Source organism: Reinekea sp. (genome assembly GCF_046710285.1).
GTDB lineage: Bacteria > Pseudomonadota > Gammaproteobacteria > Pseudomonadales > Natronospirillaceae > Reinekea.
In genome coordinates, this window is the sequence record NZ_JBKEGY010000004.1 from 159,494 (window position 1) to 182,331 (window position 22,838).

Here is a 22,838-nt window from a genome sequence, read left to right on the forward strand (position 1 = left end):
AAATCGTCTTAACATGCCTAAGTAGGGGGTTCTCTAATAGTTAGTTACAAACTACCTTCAAACACTGGGGTTGAAGCGTGTCCGTTTGATTTCTTGCTTTTAAATTTAACGGTAAAATTCTCAATACTGACCAGCATGGCAGGTACAAAAAATAGTATCAGTATAATCCCGTACATCAATCCAAACGCGATAACGGCGGCTAAAGGTATCAAGAACTGCGCATCAAAAGATGTCTCTAAAAGCAATGGACTTAAGCCACCGACAGTGGTTAAGGTTGTCAGTAAAACGGCACGAAAACGCCGAACACTTGCCTCAATAACCGCTTCTTTTATTTCCTTGCCTTGATTGCGTAAATCACGATAAAAACTAACCAATACGATCGAATCATTAATGATAATCCCCGACAGCCCGAAAAGACCGTAAATACTCAGAACGCTAAGCTCCAAACCAAGAACCCAATGCCCTGCAATAGCGCCAGTTAACGCAAATGGAATCGCGCTCATCACCGCAAACGGCCAAGTCCAGCTTTCAAAGACCCAAGCGAGGGCGATGAAAATAAGCAAAGCTCCAAGCATCCCACCAATTTTTACATCGGCAAAAAAGTCATCTTGAGAAGCTTGATCGCCTTCCAGTTCAAGTTTGACATTCGGGTATTTAGCGGTGAGGTTGGCGCGTACCTGAGTATTAATTAACTGATTTACTTCTGTGATGTTAATGGATGAATTTACTTTTTTAGCAGTGATAACTGAGCTTAGTTCACCGTTAACTCGACTCAACTGTTGAATGGAGCGGCCCGAAGTAGGTTGTGCAAGTGCGGATAACGGTCGCAATTCACCATTGCCAACATCGACAGGCATTTGTGCTAAAGAAAACCAATTGTCGGTATCTTTGCCATCAATCCTGAAGACAACGTCAATGTCTTTGCCATCCACTTGCAAGCTTTGCACATTAACGCCATCAACTAAGTCCCGTAATGTCGCTGCTAGGGCTGTTGGGCTAAGTCCAAGTGCCTCAGCATCCGGAGTCAGGGTTAGATTTAATTGTTCTGACCCTAGCGGAATATCGTCTTCGATTTCTATTAAACTATTAAGGGTTAACAATTCTTCCTTCACATAGTCTGTTGCCTGCATAAGTTGATCGATATTTTCATTGACGAGTCTAATACTGATACCATTGCTAGAAGGGCCTTGAGCGCCTTCGACAAAGGTTAGCTCTTTTAAATTCGCAGGGTTAGGTAGTTTCTTGCGCCACGAATCAATAATATCTTGGTTAGTAATGGAGGCATCGCGGTTGGTGACAAATTGAATATATAGGCCGCCATTTTCAACAGCACCTTTGTTGGTTTCAAGCACGATTGTTTCAACCAGTTTTTGATCAACTTCTTCTTCAAACTCTAGAAGTGCCGTCTTTAAGTTTTCCAAATAGCCCTTTACGGTTGCGCTTGATGTGCCTTCTGAGAAATTAGCGGATACCTGAAGTTCCGGTACCTGTATTTCAGGAAAGAATACAAACTTAACGCGACCAGAAGTGACTAAAGTTATCGATAGCACCAGTAAGATAACCACAACGCTAAAGGTTGTAGCACGGTAGTTTACTGCTTTAGTGACCATTGCTCGAATATAGGTTTCACGAAAATGATTAAAGTACTTTTCAAAAGCAACACGGTACTTGCTAGGTTTTTTCACGTCACCTTTTTTAAAGCTGTGCGCTAGGTGACCTGGTAGAATAATAAAGCACTCTATCAGCGAGGCGGCAATAGCCATGATAATAACAATCGGAACACCTTTAGCAAACGCACCAGCGGTACCACCGACAAGTAGCAACGGTAAGAATGCGGCAATCGTTGTTACGGAAGAAGCTAAAACAGCCGGTAACATTTTTTTCGCCGCTTTAATGGCTGCTGTTTCTGCGTCGTCGCCTTGCTCCATATTTGCATAGGCGTTTTCACCCACTACAATAGCGTCGTCAACAATCACTCCGAGTGCAATTAGGAAACCGAGTAAACTGATAACATTTATAGAGTTACCGGTTAATTCCAATAAGATAAAGGTTGCTAAAAAAGAAACTGGGACACCAGCGGCAACCCACCATGCTAAACGATGATTTAAAAACACAAAGAGAACCACTAAGACAACAAGGAATCCACCTAACCCATTCTCCAAAATGATCTTGATTCGTGACCTTACAAAATCATAAGCTTCATTGTAAACGTGAATCGATGCGGACTCTGGTATTTGTGTTTCAAAGTTTGTTTTCCAACCAGCCAAAATCTCAGCCATTTCAAGCGTGTCTTCGCCAGGACCTCGGCTTAACGATAGTTTAACGGCAGGTAAGCCTTGATAATAAATTCTTGTTTCATTTTCGTCGTTTTCATAGCTGACATCGGCGATTTGCTTTAGTGGAATAATACTTTCGCCTATTGACACCGCTTTACGTGCAATTGATTCTGACGACAGGGCCTCATTGCGAATACGGATTTGCGCGGCAACGCCTTCTTCTCCGGTAATACCTGCCGGTGCATTAACATTTTTATTGCTAAGTTGCTGACTAATTACTCTCAAGCCTTTGTTTAAGCTTAATAAGTCATCGACTGCGATAGTTGCTTCAATTCGCTGTGTTGGTAGACCGGTAATGGCTATTTGACTAATGCCAGAAGATTTTAAAGTTTTCTCGGCTCTGTCGGTCAAATTCTGAAGTTCAGCTAAGCTCATATCTGCGTAAAGGAGCACGTCGGCGACGGGGTCTAAAATAGTAAGGGCTTCAATTTCTGAATCACCCACACCAGTAGGCAGTTGTAAGTTTGCTATCGCTTTTTCAATTTCAGTCATCATTTTGCTAACCGATTCTGCTGAATCTTTTAGCGTGACGGTCATTGATGCTCGGCCTTCAATGCTGGTGGTTGATACTCTGTCAACATCTGCGAGATTTAAGATAGCTTGCTCTACAGGTATTGCTAGACCCTCTTGAACATCCTCGGCGCTGGCGCCATCCCATGGAGTACTGACAATAACGACACTGAAGTCGAAATCGGGTAAATACTGTGTGTTTATTCGGTTTAAGCCAACTAAGCCAAGGAATATAACGATAAACATCACGGCGTTCGGCGCTATGCGGTGTTTTGCGAACGCTTCTAAAATAGAATGCATTGTCATACTCCTAGCGTGAAGCAATCGGGTCAATGGAATTTGCTAAGCGAACTTTTAAGCCTTGAGTCGCATCTTGCAAGCGTGTAACTAATATTTTGTTGTTGTTAATGTCACCTTGTACCAATCGCCAAAGTTCACCGGCTTCTTGGCGGTCACCAATAATACTCACATCAACTCGCTTCAGCTCACTGTCTTCGACAACATAGACATAAGCATTGCTATAGATGGCAGATTCAGGAACGGCGAATGCGTTTGTCTTAGGTAGCTCTAACCAAAGACGGTAATATCGGTTGAGCGTTAATGCCGCACTTGGATCTAGAAGGGAAAATAGTATTCGTAAACTGCCCGCCTCAGCGGTTGGGTCGATGCTCTTGAGCACAACGGGCTTTAGTGAATTATTCGATTCTACATAACCGGTTAGGGGTGTATTTATGATAACGTTTTCGATTGCTTTCGCCGCTACCCAGGCAACTAATTGCTGTTGACGAAGATCAACGAGAGTTAGCAACTCAGCACCAACTGTTACGTTAGCGCCATTTTGGACTTTGATTTTTGAAATTTGGCCAGAAAATGGCGCATTGATAAATGCTTTTTCAAGTGCTGAGCGTGCTTGCGTTATCTGACTGTCTAACTCTGCAAACTGGGCTCGGTATTGCTGCTCTACAGCTTCAAACCGGCTGACCGACAGCTCACGGTTCTGCAGCGAAAGGATTTGATTTTGGAGCGCACGCTCAGAATTTTCAATATCTGCATTTGAAGTCAGGTTTTGGCTTTTTAAATTAGTAAGCCTATTGACACTTCGCTGGGCAATATCCACTAGATTTTGTTCAATGGGCAACGCGGCTTTGTTTGCATCAAACTGCTTTTTTTCTAAGTTGAAACGTGCAGCTAGATCAAGTCTTTTGGACTCAAGCTGGTCAAGTTGGCGCTGCAACGGTGCGGTATCTAAAACGACAAGGCGGGCACCTTTTTCAACTCGATCACCCTCATTGACATCAACTGAAATAATGTCGGTAGCAATTGAGCTGCTAATTTTAACTTGTTGCGCACTTTTGAGCTGGCTATAAAGCAACAATTGTGGCGCGTAAGTGCCTTCTTGTGCATTTAGAGCGGTGATGGTCGGAGCGTCTGCTAATGGATCAATCTCGCTTTGATCAACCGTTGAAATGCTCGATTTCGGTGTTTTAACTAACCAGCCAGCAACAGCCACGCCAATGACAAGTACGATGATGGGGTAAACAATCTTTTGGGCACGAGCATTCATTAATATCTACTCCGATTTTTAAGTACAGTATTTACGTCAGTTGCAAGTAAATAGATGACATAAATTTGATATATATATAAACGAGGTTTGGATTAATAACTTTAGTCGATATAAATTTTATAAATGATGCTATTCAGCCCTTGAAGTATTACAGAAAAGTTTAGATTGTTTTTTGACTTAAAAGAGTAATCAATGCAAAAAAAAAGCGCTAAATTAGCGCCTTTTATCGTAGAGATGGAGGGGGTTTTACGACAATGTTTTCGTTAAATCGTATAGTTCTTGGTTAAAAGGGCGGGTCATGTTTTCGATGGCATCAATAATATCGTGATGAACCAGCTTATTAGACTGAATGCCCACACAACGGCCGCCTTCTCCTTGCAGCAAAAGCTCAACCGCAAAGGCCCCCATTTGACTTGCCATAACACGGTCAAACGCACAAGGTGCTCCGCCACGTTGCGTATGACCAAGAATGGTGGCTCTAGTTTCTAAGCCGGTACGAGATTCAATGCGGCGCGCTAGTGCACTCACATCGGTGACGTGTTCAGTAATGGCTATAATTCCGTGATTCTTGCCTTTTTTGACGTCTGAGCTGATAGCACTAATTAGCTCTTCTTCATCAAACTCTTTTTCTGGGATAACCGTAAATTCAGCACCACCGCCAATAGAGGCTTGAATGGTTAGATCTCCGCAGTAGCGGCCCATAATTTCAACAATAGATATGCGATGATGTGACGAGCAAGTATCACGTAGACGATCAATTGCATCTAACACAGTATTAAGGGCTGAATGAAAGCCAATAGTGTAATCGGTTCCGGTAATATCATTATCGATCGTGCCTGGTAGGCCAATGCACGGAAACCCCATTTCGGTGATCATTTTGGCACCCATGTATGAGCCATCGCCGCCGACCACGACCAACGCTTCAATACCGTGAGCTTCTAGGTTCTTAATGGCCTCTTTTCGTACAGACTCTTCCTTAAATGGCGGGAAGCGCGCCGAACCTAAAAAGGTACCGCCACGGTTGATCATGTTGGATACATCATGGCGCTCAAGTTTTTCAATTCGGTTTTGGTGTAGGCCTAAATAACCGTCACGTACACCGTATACCTCTAAACCTTTGCCTAATGCCGTGCGCACAACTGCGCGCAGTGCCGCGTTCATACCAGGTGCATCACCGCCACTGGTTAAAACACCGATCTTCTTAATCATGGAAGGGTCGCCTTTGCTTTAAGTAATTGTCTGCATTGTATCTCATCGAGCCGCAGAGTATTTGATATGAATTAAGTAAATGTAATTAAACTACATTTTGCCTAGCTTAGTCCATTTTTAGGCGAAAATGCGCATTCTTCCTTAAAGCGTTTCAGAAACGGGCAAAGAAAGTCTAGCTGGCACTAGCTTTGCAATATGGTTAATTGTCGGTGAGTTTTTAGTGTTATTTTGGTAAAGCGTCAAAATGTTGTCTTAGAAGTTGTATTCCCCGATCAAAGTTGTGACGTGGGTCGAAAACATTAGCGGCCAACGTCATTTTATTAACAAGAGGTTAGTCGCGCGAGTACGCTAATGAGTACTAAGCCTCTTCGCTTATAAGGTGAAAATATGACTTCAACAGCTAAGTCGATATTAACGACTAGTTCTCCCGTTCAGGAGAATGCCGTACAGACGTTCAGCTATTCTCGACTTAATCCTAGCCAACAAGTATCCGACATGGATAAATTGCATCGGCTAGCGGCAGCAAACCTTTTAATGGAAGGCGATGTAACACCAGAAAATGCCTTAGCTGCGGTGACCGACTCTGTATTCGATGCCCACCCAAGCACGCACGTAATCTCAATTGCGCACGAAAGTGGTCGTTTGGCAGGTACTTTCTCATTTACGCTCGATAGCGCCGACGGCATGCCCGTTTCTCGACATTTTGAAAGTGAAATCAATAAGTTGCGAGCACAGGGTTCTCTATTGAATGCATGGCGTTTTTCAATGTCACCTCTGTTTCACAGCGCGTTGTTAAGAAAACAATCTTTTGAATATTTTTGGGCTCAAGCAGGTACATTTAATGTGGACACCGTGGTTCTTTATTTTAATGAACGCTTATTGAACTTCTATAAACGTAAAATGATCGGCGAAGTTGTCGGCGCAAAAACGATTAGTTTTGACGGTCACGCTCAGTTACCTGTGCTGCTTTATGCCTGCCCTTTAGACGTTAACTTAGCCAACCAACCTAAACGAAACGGAGGAGTTGCTCATGAATTCGCCTTGGTCATGTGAACAAGCATTCTCGCGTAACGCTGGATTAATTAGTCCTGCAGAGCAGAAGCACTTAATGGATTGCCTAGTTGCAATTCCTGGTTGCGGTGGAATAGGTAGCACCGTAGCAGAAACACTTGCCCGTTTAGGCGTAGGGAAGTTCAGGTTGTGTGACCCCGATACATTCGATATCGCAAATATTAATCGTCAGCTTGGCGCAACGACTTTGAGCATGCATCAAAATAAAGCCGAAGCGGTACGAGATAGGATTCTTATCATTAACCCCGCTGCCGTTGTTGAAATAGTTAGAGAACCTGTATCGCGTGAGAACGCAGATCGATTTGTGTTTGGTTGTGATCTAGTTTTGGATGGTATTGATTTTTATGCGATTGACGCACGACGTGCGTTATTTCAAGCGGCAAAAGATGCACAGCTGCCAGCGATGACCGCAGCCCCTTTAGGTTTTTCCGCTACCTTGCAAGTATATCTACCCAATAAAGGCATGAGCTTTGATGAGTTTTTTGATTTCAGAGTGACAGATACCTACGCCGAACAAATTTTGAAGTTTTTAGTAGGCTTGGCACCAAAAGGGCTTCAGCGTTCTTACATGGATTTATCGTTTGCTGACGGTGAAAAACAAACGGGTCCAAGCTCAATACTCGGCACTCAATTGGCATCAGCAATGATAGGAGGAGAGGCTGTTCGGTTATTACTCAATAGAGGCGGGTCACTGCCGGCACCCTGGTTCCGACAGTTTGATGCCTATAAGCAACAATGGGTGAAACGATACTTATGGGGTGGCAATAAACATCCGCTGCAACGCATTAAGCTCATGGCAGGAAAACAGATGATGCAAAAAATTGGCCTGTGGGATCAGCTGGTTAATGCAGAAGCAAGTTGAATTCAAAAATTGAACTGTAGCAAAACGGGTCAGGTTGTTAGCAGTAATAGCCTGACTGTATCAAAACAATGACGAGCTTCTTCAGTATTAGTAATCACTTCTGGACATAAAGATAACTATTGCCACTTTGGTGGTATTTAGTTACGCGTGATTTCCAACTATCATTACTTCAACTGGAATACGCATTTTGGTTGCTTACTGAACCTCAAAGATAGTAATAGGTTAGTAAGTAATACTCGATTAGACGTTTTGCGTCACACATTTCTAGCTATCTAATATTTGTGTTTTCGCCATACAAAAAAATCCTATGGGAGAAATTAAAATTAATATTACAGATTATGAATCTCTTTTAAAAGCAGCTCATCTGCAAGCTGAACCACAGCGCTTACTGTTCGTTTTCTTAACGGTATCTCTACCAGATGATTATAAAGACGAAGAAAAAGCAAACTTCCAAGCTGGTCAAGGCGGCACATTAGACCCTGTTATGTGCGTTGATAAATCGTTGAAAGAATTAGGCGATTTTTCCGACTTAGTCAAAGAATCAGAGCAGCTTGAGCAACAATGGCAAATAGTATTGGTTGCTTCACTTTCTGGCCACAATGGTGTTGAACCCGACTCCGAGGCTGCCGAACCGTTTCTAACAAAAATGGTGGAGAATGTTCAGCAAGGTGGTGATTTATCAAGTTATATGGCGTTTACCAGAGACGGCGAAACAGTGCGCTTCAACTAAGGTAAGAATTACTTGTTTGAAAGTAGCCTCCACCTATTTATTTAAGAAAAGAGCCACCCATGACCGTTGATCTAAATAGCCGTTACGGCTTATCTGCAGTGCACAGTGAAGTAGTAGATGCTTGCAAACTTATTGGCCCTTGCGATGCCTTGGACATGGGTTGTTCGAATGGTCGCAATACGTTGTATCTAGGGCAGCTTGGGTTTAACGTTGATGCCGTCGATGCGAATCAGGGTGCTATTGATATGTTGCAAAACATTATCAATGAAGAAGGCATGACTAATATTACACCGAACCTGTACGATATTAACCAAGCGAGCTTAGATCAAGACTATGGCTTTATAAACTGTACTGTTACCCTAATGTTTCTCGATCCATCTCGTGTGAATGCTGTCATAGAAGACATGAAGTCCCATACCTTACCAGGCGGCTATAACCTGATTGTTTGCGCAATGAGCACAGAAGAATTCCCCTGCCCAGTCCGATTCCCGTTTACATTGAATACAGGTCAGTTAAGTGAAGAGTATCAAGGCTGGGAGATAATAAAGTATAACGAAGACTTAGGTACCATGCATAACGGAGCGCAGCTGCAGTTTGCAACCTTGCTGGCGCGTAAGCCTAGTGAGTAATGGGAGCGTTTTCAAATAATGACGAAGTGGCAAAGTTGTGACTTATAAAGTGATATTGAAAGGGCACATACTTGTTCCCGCCGCTGACTTAGACCAAGTCAAAGCTGAGCTGGAAAACCATAAAAACTTAACCTTGAAAGAAAGTGGATGTTTGATTTTTCAGGTCACACCTGATGAGCAAGACCCATTTAAATATAATGTATATGAAGAATTTATTAGCCAGGAAGCATTCGACATTCATCAAGCAAGAGTGAAAGCGTCTAGGTGGGGTGAGGTGACTAAAAATGTTGAACGGCATTACTTCATAAAAAATGAATAGAACTCATTTGTTTTAGGGGTGAGCCGCTAAGCGTTAAATGACCCTGTAAGCTGAACGCTTAGCTGACTACTTTCAACTTATTCTCTCTACTAAACCCGCATCTCAATACCGCGGCTCTGCATGTGCTGTTTGGCTTCTAGAATTGAGTATTCACCAAAGTGAAAAATACTCGCTGCTAAAACCGCGTCGGCGTGGCCTTCGAGTACACCATCCGCTAGGTGATCTAAATTACCAACGCCACCGCTGGCGATAACTGGAATATCAACGGCATCGGCAACGGCGCGAGTTAAGGCTAAGTCAAAACCATTTTTTACGCCGTCCTGATCCATACTGGTTAGAAGTATTTCACCTGCACCGTAGTCGGCCATCTTTTTCGCCCATTCAACAGCGTTAATACCGGTCGGGTTGCGACCGCCGTGGGTAAATATTTCCCAATGATCACCAACTTGCTTGGCATCTATCGCGACGACAATGCATTGAGCGCCAAAACGTTCAGAGGCTTGTTTGACGAATTCAGGGTTATGAATGGCCGCACTGTTAATACCAACTTTATCGGCACCGGCATTAAGCATGGCACGGATATCTTCAATCTTACGAATGCCACCACCCACGGTAAGGGGAATAAAAACTTGGCCGGCAATGGCTCTTACCGTGTCGATCATGGTATCGCGGCCTTCATGCGTCGCGGTAATGTCGAGCATGGTAATTTCGTCGGCACCTTGCTCATTATAACGGCGAGCCACTTCGACCGGGTCACCGGCGTCGCGGATATTTAAAAAGTTAACACCTTTGACTACTCGACCTTGGTCTACATCTAAGCAGGGGATAATACGTTTAGCGAGTGGCATTTAGTTGGTCCCGTCCCATTGAGTAAAGTTTTTCAACAGCTGCAAACCAGCATCGGCACTTTTTTCTGGGTGAAATTGCGTCGCAAAAATATTGTCTCGATAAATCATCGCCGCGAAATCAGTGCCGTAATTACAAACGCCAGCGCTGTATTCGTCATGCGCTTCAACAAAGTAGCTGTGGACGAAGTAAAAATGGCTGTCAGAAGCAATGTTATGCCAAATGGGGTGCTCGCTGGTTTTACGCACCTGGTTCCAGCCCATATGCGGCACTTTCATCGGTAAGCCGTGTTTGTCAACCAATCCTGATTTGAAACGGTGAACTCGACCATCAAAATGATTTAAGCAATCGACACCTTGGTTCTCATCGCTGTGCTCCATAAGCGCCTGCATGCCTACGCAAATACCTAGAAATGGCTTGCCGCTAGCAAGGTTCTCAACCACGACTTCATCAACTTTTTGACGTCTAATTTCGGCCATGCAATCTCGAATAGCGCCAACCCCGGGTAAAACCACGTGATCAGCTTCTAAAATGCGTGCACGGTCATTGGTGATTTCTATATTGAAATTAGGGGCGACGCACTCCAAGGCTTTGGCCACGGAGTGTAGGTTACCCATGCCGTAATCAATGATAGTGAGAAGTTTTTGGCTCACAAGCTGCCCTTGGTCGATGGAATAACATCACCCATACGCTCATCAACAGACAAGGCCATGCGAAGTGCGCGTCCGAATGCTTTAAAGATGGTCTCGGCTTGGTGGTGTGAATTTTTACCCTTAAGGTTATCAATGTGCAAGGTCACCAAGGCGTGATTGACAAAACCTTGAAAAAATTCGCCAAACAGATCAACATCGAATGAACCTATACGGCCACGGGTAAATTCACAGTTAAGCTCTAAGCCCGGGCGGCCAGAAAAGTCGATCACGACACGAGACAGCGCTTCATCTAGAGGTACATAGCTGTGGCCATAACGAGTTAGACCTTTTTTATCACCTACCGCCTGTGCGACCGCCATACCAAGCGTAATGCCAACATCTTCTGCGCTGTGGTGATCATCAATATGGGTGTCGCCGTCGCAATGGATATCTAAATCTATTAGGCCGTGGCGTGCTATTTGATCGAGCATATGGTCTAGGAATGGCATACCAGAGTTAAGGGTTGCTTGGCCTGTACCGTCCAAGTTGACTGAAACGTTTATTTTCGTTTCATTGGTATTGCGCTGAACCGTCGCTTGGCGACTCATAGTGATCTCTCTTTAGTCATTTATGTAAAAAGGTGGGCAACTAACTTTGCCTAATTTGATTATATAAGTATGCGCAGCAGCAAACCAGCCCATAGACGAGCCTACATGCTCTCGTTTCTAAGGAAAACTTGATTGATGCCAAAGACTTAGCGGTTTATAAGTGCATACTGAGGGTGTTCTGAGGCTAATTTAGTGGGCTGGATAGGGGATAAAGTTGCAAAGACATCAGTTCTAAATAAGAAGCGAGATACGTTATTCAGTTTGATTAATGATGGCCGGCTCTGTTCAATAGCAAGTAAGGCAAGCCTCTGCTGAAGATTACCTACCTTGTGTTTCGCTGGAATTGATCGTTTTGCCTAGTTATTGCGTTTCAAAAAAGCCGCCCTACAATGGCCCGCGAAATACAATAACTTGGCTCTCCTATAACAATAACACTTAAGTCTGTTTTGCATTTAATGCATCGTAATAGATTGAAAATCGACACAAGTAGGTACGTTTTTTATGCAGTCTTCAATAGAAATGAATACCGATGATGAAACTTTTGCTCGTATACGGCTATACGATTTTACCAAAGGCAAACAAACATTTTACCAGTGGCAGGCTGGTTTGATGCCCGATTTACAAGGTAAAACCGTGTTAGAACTCGGTGCGGGTAATGGTAATTTGTGGCAAGATTTATTGCCGCGATGCGAAAATGCCGAGGTGTTGCTTACCGATATCTCGAAGCTGTATTTGAATAAAGCAAAAGAGATACTGGAGCCTTACGCACAGTCATTAAAGTCACTGAACTATGATGTAATCGACTTTAATCAGCTAGATCTTGGTGAGCAAAAGTTTGATGTCATTATTGCTAATCACAACTTATTCTACGCTGATGACCTCGATGACCTGCTCGCAACACTGAGTCAGCATATTTTGCCAGGTGGAGCCTTAGTGTGTTCAACCGTTGGTACATCGCATTTGCATGAATTAATTGCCATATTACGCAGTATTAACGCTGATTTACCTTGGTCTTCAGAGCAATGGGCTACACAATTTGGGTTGGAAAACGGCTATAGAATGCTCTCTAAATATTTCGACTTTGTTGATCAGTATGAGTTTGACAATAATTTGCACTTGCGATCACAAGAACCCATATTTACCTATCTGCATAAAACCATGAAAGGCGAACTATCAGATTGGGTCGCTGAGCACGAGCAAGAAATCCAAGTCGCGCTTGAAAAAGCACAAACCGATAAAGGCTACATTCGCTTAACTCCCCAATCGGGTTTCTTTGTCGCCCATCTCAATTGACCTATATTGGTGCGCATTAACTACTAATTGTTCTATTTTGGTGCTTTACTTTACTTGTAAAGCGCTGAAATTGTGCGTTAAGACTCTGTTTTCGAGGGATATTTCGAAATTACAGTGCTGGCCTGCTTTTTGCGTTTCAAAAGTAATCAAAAAGGTAGGGTGTACAATTTGTTGGTTCAAGATCGCGCATTTAAACGTATCGTTGAATATCAGTTTACGGCAGTGGCTGTACTAGACAGTGATTTTAATGTTGAGCATGTTAATTCCTCTGCTGAATTACTATTGGTTCGGTCAGCCAAGCAAATAGTCGGTCATTCTTTTCTAGATTTATTCATAGACCCTACTGAAACTAAAGATGTTTTGCATACAGCTGTGAAAGAAGGCGCTTCTGTCTCAGTGCGTTCAGGGACCTGGGTGTTAACGCATAAAGAGCCGGTTACCCTCGATTACATTGTTAGTCCATTTATGGAAAACGATAAGCTGAGTATTATTTTAGAGATGTTGCCAGCAGATCGGGCGATGAAGATAAGCCGAGATGAAGGCTTGCTCGACCAAACTGAAACTAGCCGACATTTAGTGCGCGGCCTTGCCCATGAAATTAAGAACCCTCTGGGAGGTATCAGAGGCGCTGCTCAACTTTTAGCCGCAGAACTACCCAGTGCCGAGTTAAAAGAATACACCCAAGTCATTATTGAGGAAGCTGACCGTTTACGAGCGCTAGTCGATCGTTTATTGGGCTCGAATCAATTACCAAATTTTGCGCCTATGAATATTCATCAAGCTTTAGAGCGTGTTCATGCGTTACTTAAGGCTGAGGCAGGTGGCAGAGTCGAATTTTACCGAGACTACGACCCCAGTATCCCGGATTTTGTCGGTGATGAAGCGCAGCTTATTCAAGTATTTCTAAATATTTGTCGAAATGCTTGGCAGTCGCTAGTTGAAAGTGACCAAGCAGAAGCGACGATCACGCTAAAAACTCGAACCGTACGTCAATTTACTATTCGTCAACAGAGGCACAGAATCGTTGCTCGCATTGATATTACAGATAACGGTCCGGGTATAGAAAAAGACCTACTCGAAAAAATATTTTATCCAATGATCTCCGGCCGAGCCGAAGGCACTGGCTTAGGGTTATCTTTGGTTCAGCAATTGGTGCAACTGCACGGCGGCCTAGTCGAATGCGAAAGCATTCCGGGTCAAACTCAATTTAGTGTCTATATCCCTTTGGAGGAAACGAATGTCTAACCAACCGGTAGTTTGGGTGGTCGATGATGATCGATCAATTCGCTGGGTGCTTGAACGTGCAATGGGTAAGCAAGGCTATGACTGCACTGCTTTTGAAGGTGGTGAAGACTTACTCTCAAGACTTAAAACACGTGTTCCCGATGTCATTATTAGTGATGTGAGAATGGGTGGAATGGATGGCTTAGAGCTATTGTCAAAGATACATGAGGGTCACCCAAATCTACCGGTGATTATCATGACGGCGCACTCAGACCTAGATAGCGCAGTTGCTTCCTTTCAAGGCGGAGCCTTTGAGTATTTACCCAAGCCATTTGACGTTGACGATGCAAGTGCGTTGGTTGCTAGAGCTCTAGAGCACAGTGCGCAGCATAAGCCTACGGTGACAACGAGTGAGACAAAGGCTAACACTGAAATTATTGGTGAAGCACCTGCTATGCAGGAAGTTTTTAGAGCCATTGGTCGGTTAGCCCAAAGTAATATAACCGTGTTAATTAACGGTGAATCAGGTACCGGTAAGGAGCTGGTTGCTCAGGCATTGCACCGCCACAGTCCGCGTAGCCAAGACGCTTTTATTGCGTTAAATATGGCCGCCATTCCTAAAGATTTAATGGAATCCGAGCTGTTTGGTCATGAAAAAGGCGCCTTTACCGGTGCTCAGAACCAACGCCGAGGCCGATTTGAACAAGCCGATGGTGGTACTTTATTTCTTGATGAAATTGGTGATATGCCCTCTGAGACGCAAACACGTTTGTTGAGAGTGTTGTCAGATAGTGAGTTTTATCGAGTCGGTGGCCACTCGCCAGTTAAGGTGAATGTAAGAATTATTGCCGCTACCCATCAAAATCTTGAAAAGCTGGTTGAGCAAGGCCGATTCCGTGAAGATTTGTTTCATCGACTCAATGTGATCCGTATTCATATTCCTAAGCTAAGCGACCGACGTGAAGACATTCCTAAGCTGCTGGAATTCTTCTTGCAAAAAGCAGCAAAAGAATTGGAAGTAGAGGCTAAAACTCTACGAGCAGATACCGAAGCATACTTATCCAAGCTATCTTGGCCTGGCAACGTTCGACAGTTAGAAAATACGTGCCGCTGGATTACTGTAATGGCGTCAGGACATGAAGTATTGATCAATGACCTACCGCCTGAGCTACTTAATGAAGTAAACCCGACTGGGAAAGCGAATGATAACTGGGAGCAATCATTAAAAAATTGGGCTTCACGCGAATTAGAACGAGGGGAAACACGCATATTAGATCAAGCGTTACCTGCTTTTGAAAAGGTGATGATAGAAGCGGCTTTAAAGCAAACCACAGGTCGACGGCGTGATGCTGCCGATTTATTAGGCTGGGGTCGCAATACCTTGACACGTAAAATCAAAGAGTTGGGGTTGGATGACGATGGCGAAGAGTGAATTGCAAGTATTTCACTGGTGATTAGTCGTCATAATTCATAGAATGTCTTGATAAATGAACCAATTCTTCAAGTTATTCGAAACGGGGTACACATGTCCGATATTAAAAAGGTCGTCTTAGCCTATTCAGGTGGTTTAGATACTTCTGTTATTGCGAAATGGATCAGTGAAACTTACAACTGTGAAGTCGTTACATTTACCGCTGACTTGGGTCAAGGTGAAGAAGTAGAGCCGGCTCGCGCCAAAGCGCAAGCGCTCGGTATCAAAGAAATTTATATTGAAGATCTACGCGAAGAGTTTGTGCGTGACTATGTATACCCAATGTTTCGAGCTAACGCTATTTATGAAGGTGAGTATTTACTCGGTACATCAATCGCGCGCCCATTGATTGCTAAACGATTAATCGAAATTGCCAATGAAACCGGTGCCGATGCCATTGCGCACGGTGCAACGGGTAAAGGTAATGACCAAGTTCGTTTTGAACTCGGCGCTTATGCCCTTAAGCCGGGTGTTAAAGTTGTTGCTCCTTGGCGTGAATGGGATCTGACTTCGCGCGAAACCCTAATGGACTATTGTGAAGAGCATGATATCCCGGTTGATTTCAACAAAGCAGGTAAAAAATCACCGTATTCGATGGATGCCAATTTACTGCACATCTCTTATGAGAGTGGCATTTTGGAAGACCCATGGGTTGAAGCAGAAGAAGACATGTGGCGTTGGTCAGTTAGCCCTGAAGCAGCACCCGATGTGCCTACTTATATTGAGCTAACGTACGAAAAGGGCGACATTGTAGCCATAGATGGCAAAGCAATGACGCCGGCCGAAGTCTTAACTTACTTGAATAAAGTAGGTGGCGATAACGGCGTAGGCCGAATAGATATCGTAGAAAACCGTTACGTAGGAATGAAAGCTCGTGGCTGCTATGAAACACCAGGTGGCACAATTATGTTACGTGCACACCGTGCCATTGAATCTATAACGCTTGATCGCGAAGTTGCCCATCTAAAAGACAGCTTAATGCCTAAGTATGCTGAGTTAATTTATAACGGTTACTGGTGGAGTCCTGAACGTAAGATGTTGCAGGAAATGATCGACACTTCACAAGAACATGTAAACGGTGAAGTGCGCTTAAAGCTCTATAAGGGGAATGTTATTGTTGTTGGTCGTCGCTCAGACGATACACTTTTTGATGAAAACATAGCCACCATGGAAGACGATGCTGGTGCTTATGATCAAAAAGACGCGGAAGGCTTTATCAAACTAAACGCGTTACGTCTAAAAATAGCCGCATCAAAAGGGCGCAGTCCGCTTTAATAGAGACTATACTTCCCTTATTACACGGCCTTTCGTGTAGTAGGGGGAGATATGCGTAGCTTCATACGTCATCCGACAGATATACCTATAAACTGCATCTTGCAGGATCATTATTATTGCATTCGCAACGCCTTGCTAGATGTTAGCGCTGGTGGCTTAAGCTTTACGACTGACTATTATTTACCTCCCGGCGAAATTATCCAAGTTAACATTTATATTCAGCAGCCCAGCTTTGAAGCTGATTGCCAAGTTATGTGGTGCAGAAAAGTTGATGGTTATTATCATGTGGGCGTAAAGTTCGAAAGTGAAGCAGAAGCCTTTGGATTTCGCATGGTAGAGCAGGTATGTCACATTGAGCACTATAAGCGGCAAGTACTCAATAAAGAAGGCCGTGAATTAGATGGTCAACAAGCTGCTGAAGAATGGATAGTGAAATATGCTTGTGATTTTCCTCGTTAAACCTCAAATTTAGTAATTATTTTTTGATTTCCCCTATTTAAGCTCACTAATCCTTAACAGGTACCTTGATTCCCTTAAAGCTTGATACGGGTCAATTTTGTTTTTTTATTTCGGTACTAACCTAGATTCAATTGAAATTACTAATAAAGGTACAGCTTATGAAAAACCGTTGGCTCATTGCCGCATCGGCGGTTGGTGTGCACGCTTCCATTGGCTCTGTTTATGCTTTCAGTGTTTTTAAAAAACCGTTAGGTAAGTTAATAGAAACGGCTTCAGATAACGAAATAGCACTGACCTTTAGTTTAGCGATTTTCTTTTTAGGCATGTCAGCAGCCATCATGGGGCACTTTGTGGAGCGTCATGGACCACGTAAAGCAGGAATGCTAGCTGCGACCTTCTTTGGCGGCGGTATGCTACTTGCTGGGCTGGGCGCCTCTATGCAGAACCTTTATATCATTTGGCTCGGATATGGCGTGTTAGGGGGCATTGGCTTAGGCATCGGATATATAACGCCAGTATCGACATTAGTAAAATGGTTTCCAGATAGACGCGGCTTGGCAACGGGTTTAGCTATCATGGGCTTTGGTTTTGGTGCCATGGTTGGTGCGCCAGTTTTTAACTTCATTATTCAAGCCTTCACCGTTGAAGGCGGCGGAATAGCTTACACCTGGTTTATTATGGGTTCGGTTTATTTAGTTGTGATGTTCGCGTCTGCCTCATACCTCGAAAAACCTCCTCAAGGCTGGATGCCAGACTCCATGAAGGCAGCAGTGGAAGCGGGCACTAAAGAAGTTGTTGAAGATTTATCACAGTTAACGGCAAACGAAGCAATTAAAAAAGCACCCTTTTATGGCTTGTGGATAATGATGTTTATCAATATCTCCTGTGGGATAGGAATTATTTACGCAGCGTCACCGTTAGCGCAAGAAACAATTGGGCTTTCCGCTACAGAAGCCGCCGCTGTGGTCGGCTTGATGTCACTATTTAATGGCTTAGGTCGAATTGGCTGGGCGTCGTTGTCTGACATTATAGGGCGTGGCTATACCTATATGGCATTTTTCTTGATTCAGATAGTGGCATTTGTGTTATTGCCAAACATTACATCTGTCATCTTATTTCAAATAGTTCTCTATACCATTTTAACTTGTTATGGCGGTGGTTTTGCAACTCTGCCGGCGTTTATCGGCGATCTATTTGGCACGAAAGAACTTAGTGCAATTCATGGTTACATATTAACAGCCTGGGCAATGGCAGGTTTGGCTGGGCCGCAAATTAATGCATATCTTCATACAACGACAGGCTCTTATGAAGCGACATTGTATATATTTTCGGGTACGTTCATTGTTGCTCTGGCGACTTCGATTGCGATGATTACCTACATTAAAAAAGCTCGAGCTGTGCAACAGCTTGAGTTAACCATGGTATAAAATTCTTCGAAACTTTTTGCTTAAACTAAGGTCGTTGTTGAGTATATTCTAACTGAGCAATGACCATGACCCTTAATTTTCTGCTTCGCCCGTTTTTGTTTTTTCTCATTGGTCTATTTTCGGTGGCCTATTCTGATACTTTCTATAATAAAACCAATCAAAACGTAGCCTTAGATGGCTTCGATACTGTTGAGTATTTCAATCAAAAAACAGCAACAAAAGGTTTTGCTCGTTACCAGGTAACCTATTTAAAAGCTGTTTGGTACTTTTCTACTCAAGAAAATAAAAATATTTTTGAGGCAGATCCAGAAAAATTCATTCCTCAATTCGGCGGGCATTGCGCTAACGGCCTTAGTGATGGACATCTTGTTAGGGCGAACCCAGAGATATTTAGAGTTATTGATGGTCGGCTATATTTATTTTTTTCATGGTGGGGTAAGGCCCAATGGAAATATGATCAACAAGCACAGATTGCGCTGGCTGAAAGCAATTGGGGTGAGTTTTCTTCGAACCTAGATTGATCTTTATATAGGTATACACAACTAAACTTGGCCTAACTTGTGCATTATGTTTTGTGGGGCCTAGGCACAGACTAAATCGTGGTTAATCTCGCACCTTTTTAGAGCTTATTCTTAAAGGTTGACTCGCTTCGCACCTTTATGTAACTTTCCAATTGGAACGGCTGCACTAAGATGCTTTCATTTAAAGGTTCGATTTTATTTTGAAGCGTGCTAGTCTGGCTGGGCAAACAAGCTGATTCTGTTATTACAAATGACAGTTGAAGGAAGTTAATAATAAAAATATGCAGGAGATTCTTATGTTTAAGAAGGCAGTCCTTACCACCCTTGGCGTTGCAATTTCATCTACAATGATGATGTCTACCGCACAAGCCGGTGAAGTTCTAGATGGCGTAAAAGAGAAAGGTTTTTTACAGTGTGGTGTGAGTCAAGGTTTACCAGGCTTCTCAAACTCTGATGAAAATGGAAACTGGACAGGTCTAGACGTTGACATTTGCCGTGCAGTTGCCGCAGCAATTTTCGGCGATGCTACTAAAGTTAAATACACACCTTTATCAGCTAAGGAGCGTTTCACCGCCCTTCAGTCTGGTGAAATCGATATTTTGTCTCGTAACACAACTTGGACGCAAACTCGTGATACTTCTTTAGGTATCAACTTTGCTGGCGTAACTTACTACGACGGTCAAGGTTTCATGGTTCGTAAAGATCTAGGTGTAACCAGTGCTCTTGAGTTAGACGGTGCATCTGTATGTACTAACCAAGGTACCACAACTGAGCTAAACCTAGCTGACTACTTCCGTGCAAACGGTATGGACTTCGAGCCAGTCGTTTTTGAAAAAGCTGACGAAGTTGTAGCAGCCTACGATAGTGGTCGTTGTGATGTTTATACAACCGATGCTTCTGGTCTTGCTGCACAGCGTACTAAGCTTGGTGCACCAAATGATCACATGGTCTTACCTGAAATTATCTCTAAAGAGCCATTAGGGCCTGCAGTTGCACACGGTGATGACCAAATGTTAGACGTTGTTGCATGGACAATTAATGCAACAGTTGAAGCTGAAGAAATGGGTCTAAACTCTTCAAATATTGCTAAGCTAAAAGGCGATGCAAGTGCAACTCCAGCTCAGAAACGTTTCATCGGAGCAGAAGGTTCATTAGGTGCAAACTTAGGTTTGGATGAAGAATGGGCTCTTAATATAGTTAGCCAAGTTGGTAACTATGGTGAAATCTGGACACGTAACGTTCAACCACTTGAATTACCACGTGGTCTTAATACCTTATGGACGAAAGGTGGCATCATGTACGCGCCACCGGTACGCTAATTTATAAAGCGTATTAGATATAACGCTGAGGGCTAGCCCTCAGCGTTTATTTTTTAGAGAGGCTTATTGTAGTTTTGTCTCGTGCTAATAGAGTCAGTAGTATTAAAGGTCATGGAGACTTTGATTTTATTAGTCTGATTTTCGCTTAGATTTAGCGAGCCATAATTATAAAAAGTAATTTGATATACCACCTTTCACTGAGGGAGACTGATTTGTGACTGATCAAATCAAATCGGACGCTCCGGCAAAACCACCATTTTATCGCGATCCTGAAAAACGCGCGCTAATTTTTCAAGGTGTGTTTTTAGCCTTAGTCTTATACGTAATTTATCTTCTCGTTCGAAACACACTAACTAACCTTGACGCACGAGGTATTTCTACCGGCTTCGATTTTTTAAATACCACAACTGGTTTTAAAATTTCTGAAACCTTAATTGAATACAATCAAAGCTCAACCTATATCGATGTGTTCTTTGTTGGTTTATTCAATACCATTTTGGTCTCTGTCGTTGGTATTATCTTTGCGACGATACTCGGTTTTACAATGGGTGTTGCCCGGTTATCCAATAACTGGTTAATTGCGCGTTTAGCTGCAATTTATGTAGATACCTTGAGAAACATTCCGCTATTGCTGCAGTTGTTTTTTTGGTATTTCGCAGTATTACGACCGTTACCGAATCCGAAGCAAGCTTTAGAATTCGGACAAAGTATATTTTTGTCTAACCGTGGTTTGATTATCCCTAAGCCCCTATACCAGGACGGCATTGGATTGGTAGTGGTTGCAGTTGTTATTGCAATACTGTCAATATTTATCCTTCGTCGTTGGGCTCGTAAGCGCCAAGAGGCGACGGGTGAGCAATTTCCTGTTTTGTATACTGCTTTAGGTGTACTTATTGGATTGCCTTTACTCGCGTTTATAGTGACGGGTTTCCCTTTGTCTTGGGAGCTTCCAGTACTCAAGGGCTTCAACTTCCAAGGAGGTATGGTATTAACGCCTGAGTTCTCTTCTTTGGTCTTTGCGCTGTCTGTCTATACATCATCCTTTATCGCTGAAATTGTTCGAGCGGGTATTTTATCGGTTGATCATGGCCAGTCTGAAGCAGCATTTTCATTAGGCATTAAGCCAAGCTGGACTACACGCCTAATTATTGTGCCTCAAGCTCTGCGCGTTATTATTCCGCCATTAACTTCACAATATTTGAATTTAACTAAGAACTCATCATTAGCCGCTGCAATTGCTTATCCTGACTTGGTCGCCGTTTTCGCTGGTACATCATTGAATCAGGTGGGGCAGGCGGTTGAAATTATGGGTATGACACTTGCGGTTTATTTGTTCCTAAGCCTGATTATTTCATATTTCATGAACTGGTATAACGCGCGTAACGCGTTAGTTGAGAGGTAAGGGGCCATTATGACTATTCAAAAATATCCTGTTGGCCAACATCCCAACTTCCCGCCGCCAAGTAACTCTGTTGGCGTTGCTCATTGGTTGAGAGAGAATTTATTCAGTAATTGGATAAATACACTCTTTACCTTTTTTGCGGTCTATTTAATTTTCAAATTACTCCCGCCACTTTTAGATTGGGTCATAATATCTGCCGATTGGCGCGGCGATAGCCGTGATTCATGTTCAAAAGAGGGCGCTTGCTGGGTCTTCATTCGAGTCTGGTTCGACCAGTTAATGTATGGCCGATTCCCAGATGATCAGATATGGCGTATCAACTTCTCCTATATTCTAGGCATTGCAGCGACCATACCGTTATTTATTAATGCTGTGTCTCGGAAAGTGAAGCTAGGACTTATCGGCTTTCTATTGGTTATCTACCCTATCGTTTGCTTCTATCTTTATTACGGTGGTGGTTTTGGCTTGGAAGTTGTAGAGACATCTGTTTGGGGTGGTTTATTCCTGACACTAGTAATTGCTGTGACCGGCATCGTGATGTCGTTGCCAATTGGGATATTATTAGCCCTGGGACGACGTTCAGATATGCCAGTAATAAAGTCTTTCTGTGTTGTCTTTATTGAGTTTTGGCGTGGCATACCTCTGATTACCGTATTATTTATGGCGTCAGTTATGTTTCCATTATTCGTACCTGAAGACATAAGCCCAGATAAACTTTTAAGAGTGCTCGTTGGTGTAACGTTGTTCTCTTCTGCTTATATGGCAGAGGTTGTTCGAGGTGGTTTGCAGGCCATGCCCAAAGGACAATATGAAGCAGCTGCAGCGCTCGGGTTGAACTATTGGAAAAGCACATTGTTGGTGGTTCTCCCGCAAGCACTTAAAATGGTTATTCCAGGTATTGTGAATACGTTTATTGGCTTGTTTAAAGACACCACTTTAGTATTGATTATTGGCTTGTTCGACTTGCTCGGTATGGCTCAAATGGCGGCGACTAACCCTAATTGGTTAGGCTTCACAATTGAAGGCTACGTATTTGCCGCATTTGGTTTCTTTATATTTTGTTTCAGCATGAGTCGCTACTCGCAGCGTTTAGAGCGCATGTTGAATACTGGACATAGCAATTAAGGATTA

Annotated in this window: 21 protein-coding genes; 15 read left to right on the forward strand and 6 right to left on the reverse strand. The window is 43.2% G+C overall.

The window, feature by feature from the left end; genetic code table 11:
- Window positions 1–44 precede the first annotated feature (44 nt).
- The 3 genes from ACI882_RS04845 to pfkA form a co-directional block, all read right to left on the reverse strand.
- Complete coding sequence (locus tag ACI882_RS04845) at window positions 45–3,146, reverse strand: efflux RND transporter permease subunit (protein ID WP_411744147.1); 3,102 nt, start codon at window positions 3,144–3,146, stop codon at window positions 45–47.
- Window positions 3,147–3,156: 10 nt separating this feature from the next.
- Window positions 3,157–4,410 carry an efflux RND transporter periplasmic adaptor subunit gene (locus ACI882_RS04850; protein ID WP_411744148.1) on the reverse strand — a complete coding sequence of 418 codons (1,254 nt, stop codon included), beginning with the start codon at window positions 4,408–4,410 and terminating at the stop codon, window positions 3,157–3,159.
- 246 nt (window positions 4,411–4,656) lie between these two features.
- The gene (gene pfkA, locus ACI882_RS04855) at window positions 4,657–5,619 is read right to left on the reverse strand and encodes a 6-phosphofructokinase (RefSeq protein WP_411744909.1); all 963 of its coding nucleotides are present in this window, start codon (window positions 5,617–5,619) and stop codon (window positions 4,657–4,659) included.
- A 387-nt stretch (window positions 5,620–6,006) separates the two neighbouring features.
- On the opposite strand from pfkA, the gene ACI882_RS04860 reads away from it, so the two are divergent.
- The 5 genes from ACI882_RS04860 to ACI882_RS04880 all read left to right on the forward strand — a co-directional run bounded on the left by ACI882_RS04860 (window position 6,007) and on the right by ACI882_RS04880 (window position 9,230).
- Window positions 6,007–6,672, forward strand: a complete 666-nt coding sequence (locus ACI882_RS04860) for an N-acyl amino acid synthase FeeM domain-containing protein (protein ID WP_411744910.1) — start codon at window positions 6,007–6,009, stop codon at window positions 6,670–6,672.
- On the forward strand, window positions 6,650–7,552 hold the full coding sequence (locus ACI882_RS04865; RefSeq protein WP_411744911.1) for a ThiF family adenylyltransferase: 903 nt from the start codon (window positions 6,650–6,652) through the stop codon (window positions 7,550–7,552). The genes ACI882_RS04860 and ACI882_RS04865 overlap by 23 nt, the downstream gene beginning before the upstream one ends.
- A gap of 307 nt (window positions 7,553–7,859) precedes the next feature.
- Complete coding sequence (locus ACI882_RS04870; RefSeq protein ID WP_411744912.1) at window positions 7,860–8,282, forward strand: ribonucleotide reductase subunit alpha; 423 nt, start codon at window positions 7,860–7,862, stop codon at window positions 8,280–8,282.
- A 59-nt stretch (window positions 8,283–8,341) separates the two neighbouring features.
- Window positions 8,342–8,911: a tellurite resistance methyltransferase TehB gene (tehB, locus tag ACI882_RS04875; RefSeq protein ID WP_411744913.1), complete on the forward strand. Its 570-nt coding sequence runs from the start codon at window positions 8,342–8,344 to the stop codon at window positions 8,909–8,911.
- A 37-nt stretch (window positions 8,912–8,948) separates the two neighbouring features.
- Complete coding sequence (locus ACI882_RS04880; protein ID WP_411744914.1) at window positions 8,949–9,230, forward strand: putative quinol monooxygenase; 282 nt, start codon at window positions 8,949–8,951, stop codon at window positions 9,228–9,230.
- 89 nt (window positions 9,231–9,319) lie between these two features.
- Here ACI882_RS04880 and hisF read toward each other — a convergent pair whose 3' ends face one another.
- Genes hisF through hisB form a run of 3 tightly spaced genes read right to left on the reverse strand, consistent with a single transcriptional unit; the run spans window position 9,320 to window position 11,316 of the window.
- Complete coding sequence (hisF, locus tag ACI882_RS04885) at window positions 9,320–10,078, reverse strand: imidazole glycerol phosphate synthase subunit HisF (protein ID WP_411744915.1); 759 nt, start codon at window positions 10,076–10,078, stop codon at window positions 9,320–9,322.
- Complete coding sequence (gene hisH / locus ACI882_RS04890) at window positions 10,079–10,729, reverse strand: imidazole glycerol phosphate synthase subunit HisH (RefSeq protein ID WP_411744916.1); 651 nt, start codon at window positions 10,727–10,729, stop codon at window positions 10,079–10,081.
- The gene (hisB, locus tag ACI882_RS04895; protein ID WP_411744917.1) at window positions 10,726–11,316 is read right to left on the reverse strand and encodes an imidazoleglycerol-phosphate dehydratase HisB; all 591 of its coding nucleotides are present in this window, start codon (window positions 11,314–11,316) and stop codon (window positions 10,726–10,728) included. The genes hisH and hisB overlap by 4 nt, the downstream gene beginning before the upstream one ends.
- Window positions 11,317–11,817: 501 nt before the next feature.
- Here hisB and ACI882_RS04900 point away from each other — a divergent pair.
- The 10 genes from ACI882_RS04900 to ACI882_RS04945 all read left to right on the forward strand — a co-directional run bounded on the left by ACI882_RS04900 (window position 11,818) and on the right by ACI882_RS04945 (window position 22,832).
- Window positions 11,818–12,609: a class I SAM-dependent methyltransferase gene (locus ACI882_RS04900; protein ID WP_411744918.1), complete on the forward strand. Its 792-nt coding sequence runs from the start codon at window positions 11,818–11,820 to the stop codon at window positions 12,607–12,609.
- Between the two features lie 168 nt (window positions 12,610–12,777).
- Complete coding sequence (glnL, locus tag ACI882_RS04905) at window positions 12,778–13,854, forward strand: nitrogen regulation protein NR(II) (RefSeq protein ID WP_411744919.1); 1,077 nt, start codon at window positions 12,778–12,780, stop codon at window positions 13,852–13,854.
- On the forward strand, window positions 13,847–15,265 hold the full coding sequence (gene glnG, locus ACI882_RS04910; RefSeq protein WP_411744920.1) for a nitrogen regulation protein NR(I): 1,419 nt from the start codon (window positions 13,847–13,849) through the stop codon (window positions 15,263–15,265). The genes glnL and glnG overlap by 8 nt, the downstream gene beginning before the upstream one ends.
- Before the next feature lie 93 nt (window positions 15,266–15,358).
- Complete coding sequence (locus ACI882_RS04915) at window positions 15,359–16,579, forward strand: argininosuccinate synthase (protein ID WP_411746233.1); 1,221 nt, start codon at window positions 15,359–15,361, stop codon at window positions 16,577–16,579.
- 51 nt (window positions 16,580–16,630) lie between these two features.
- Complete coding sequence (locus ACI882_RS04920) at window positions 16,631–17,038, forward strand: PilZ domain-containing protein (RefSeq protein ID WP_411744922.1); 408 nt, start codon at window positions 16,631–16,633, stop codon at window positions 17,036–17,038.
- Window positions 17,039–17,196: 158 nt separating this feature from the next.
- Window positions 17,197–18,465, forward strand: a complete 1,269-nt coding sequence (locus tag ACI882_RS04925) for an OFA family MFS transporter (protein WP_411746232.1) — start codon at window positions 17,197–17,199, stop codon at window positions 18,463–18,465.
- Between the two features lie 65 nt (window positions 18,466–18,530).
- Window positions 18,531–18,986: a YHS domain-containing (seleno)protein gene (locus ACI882_RS04930; protein ID WP_411746231.1), complete on the forward strand. Its 456-nt coding sequence runs from the start codon at window positions 18,531–18,533 to the stop codon at window positions 18,984–18,986.
- A 296-nt stretch (window positions 18,987–19,282) separates the two neighbouring features.
- A complete protein-coding gene (locus ACI882_RS04935) occupies window positions 19,283–20,305 on the forward strand; it encodes an amino acid ABC transporter substrate-binding protein (protein WP_411746230.1) in 1,023 nt (340 codons plus the stop codon).
- Between the two features lie 214 nt (window positions 20,306–20,519).
- Window positions 20,520–21,707, forward strand: coding sequence for an amino acid ABC transporter permease (locus tag ACI882_RS04940; protein WP_411746229.1), 1,188 nt, complete (start codon window positions 20,520–20,522; stop codon window positions 21,705–21,707).
- Window positions 21,708–21,716: 9 nt separating this feature from the next.
- Window positions 21,717–22,832, forward strand: a complete 1,116-nt coding sequence (locus tag ACI882_RS04945) for an amino acid ABC transporter permease (RefSeq protein WP_411746228.1) — start codon at window positions 21,717–21,719, stop codon at window positions 22,830–22,832.
- Window positions 22,833–22,838 lie beyond the last annotated feature (6 nt).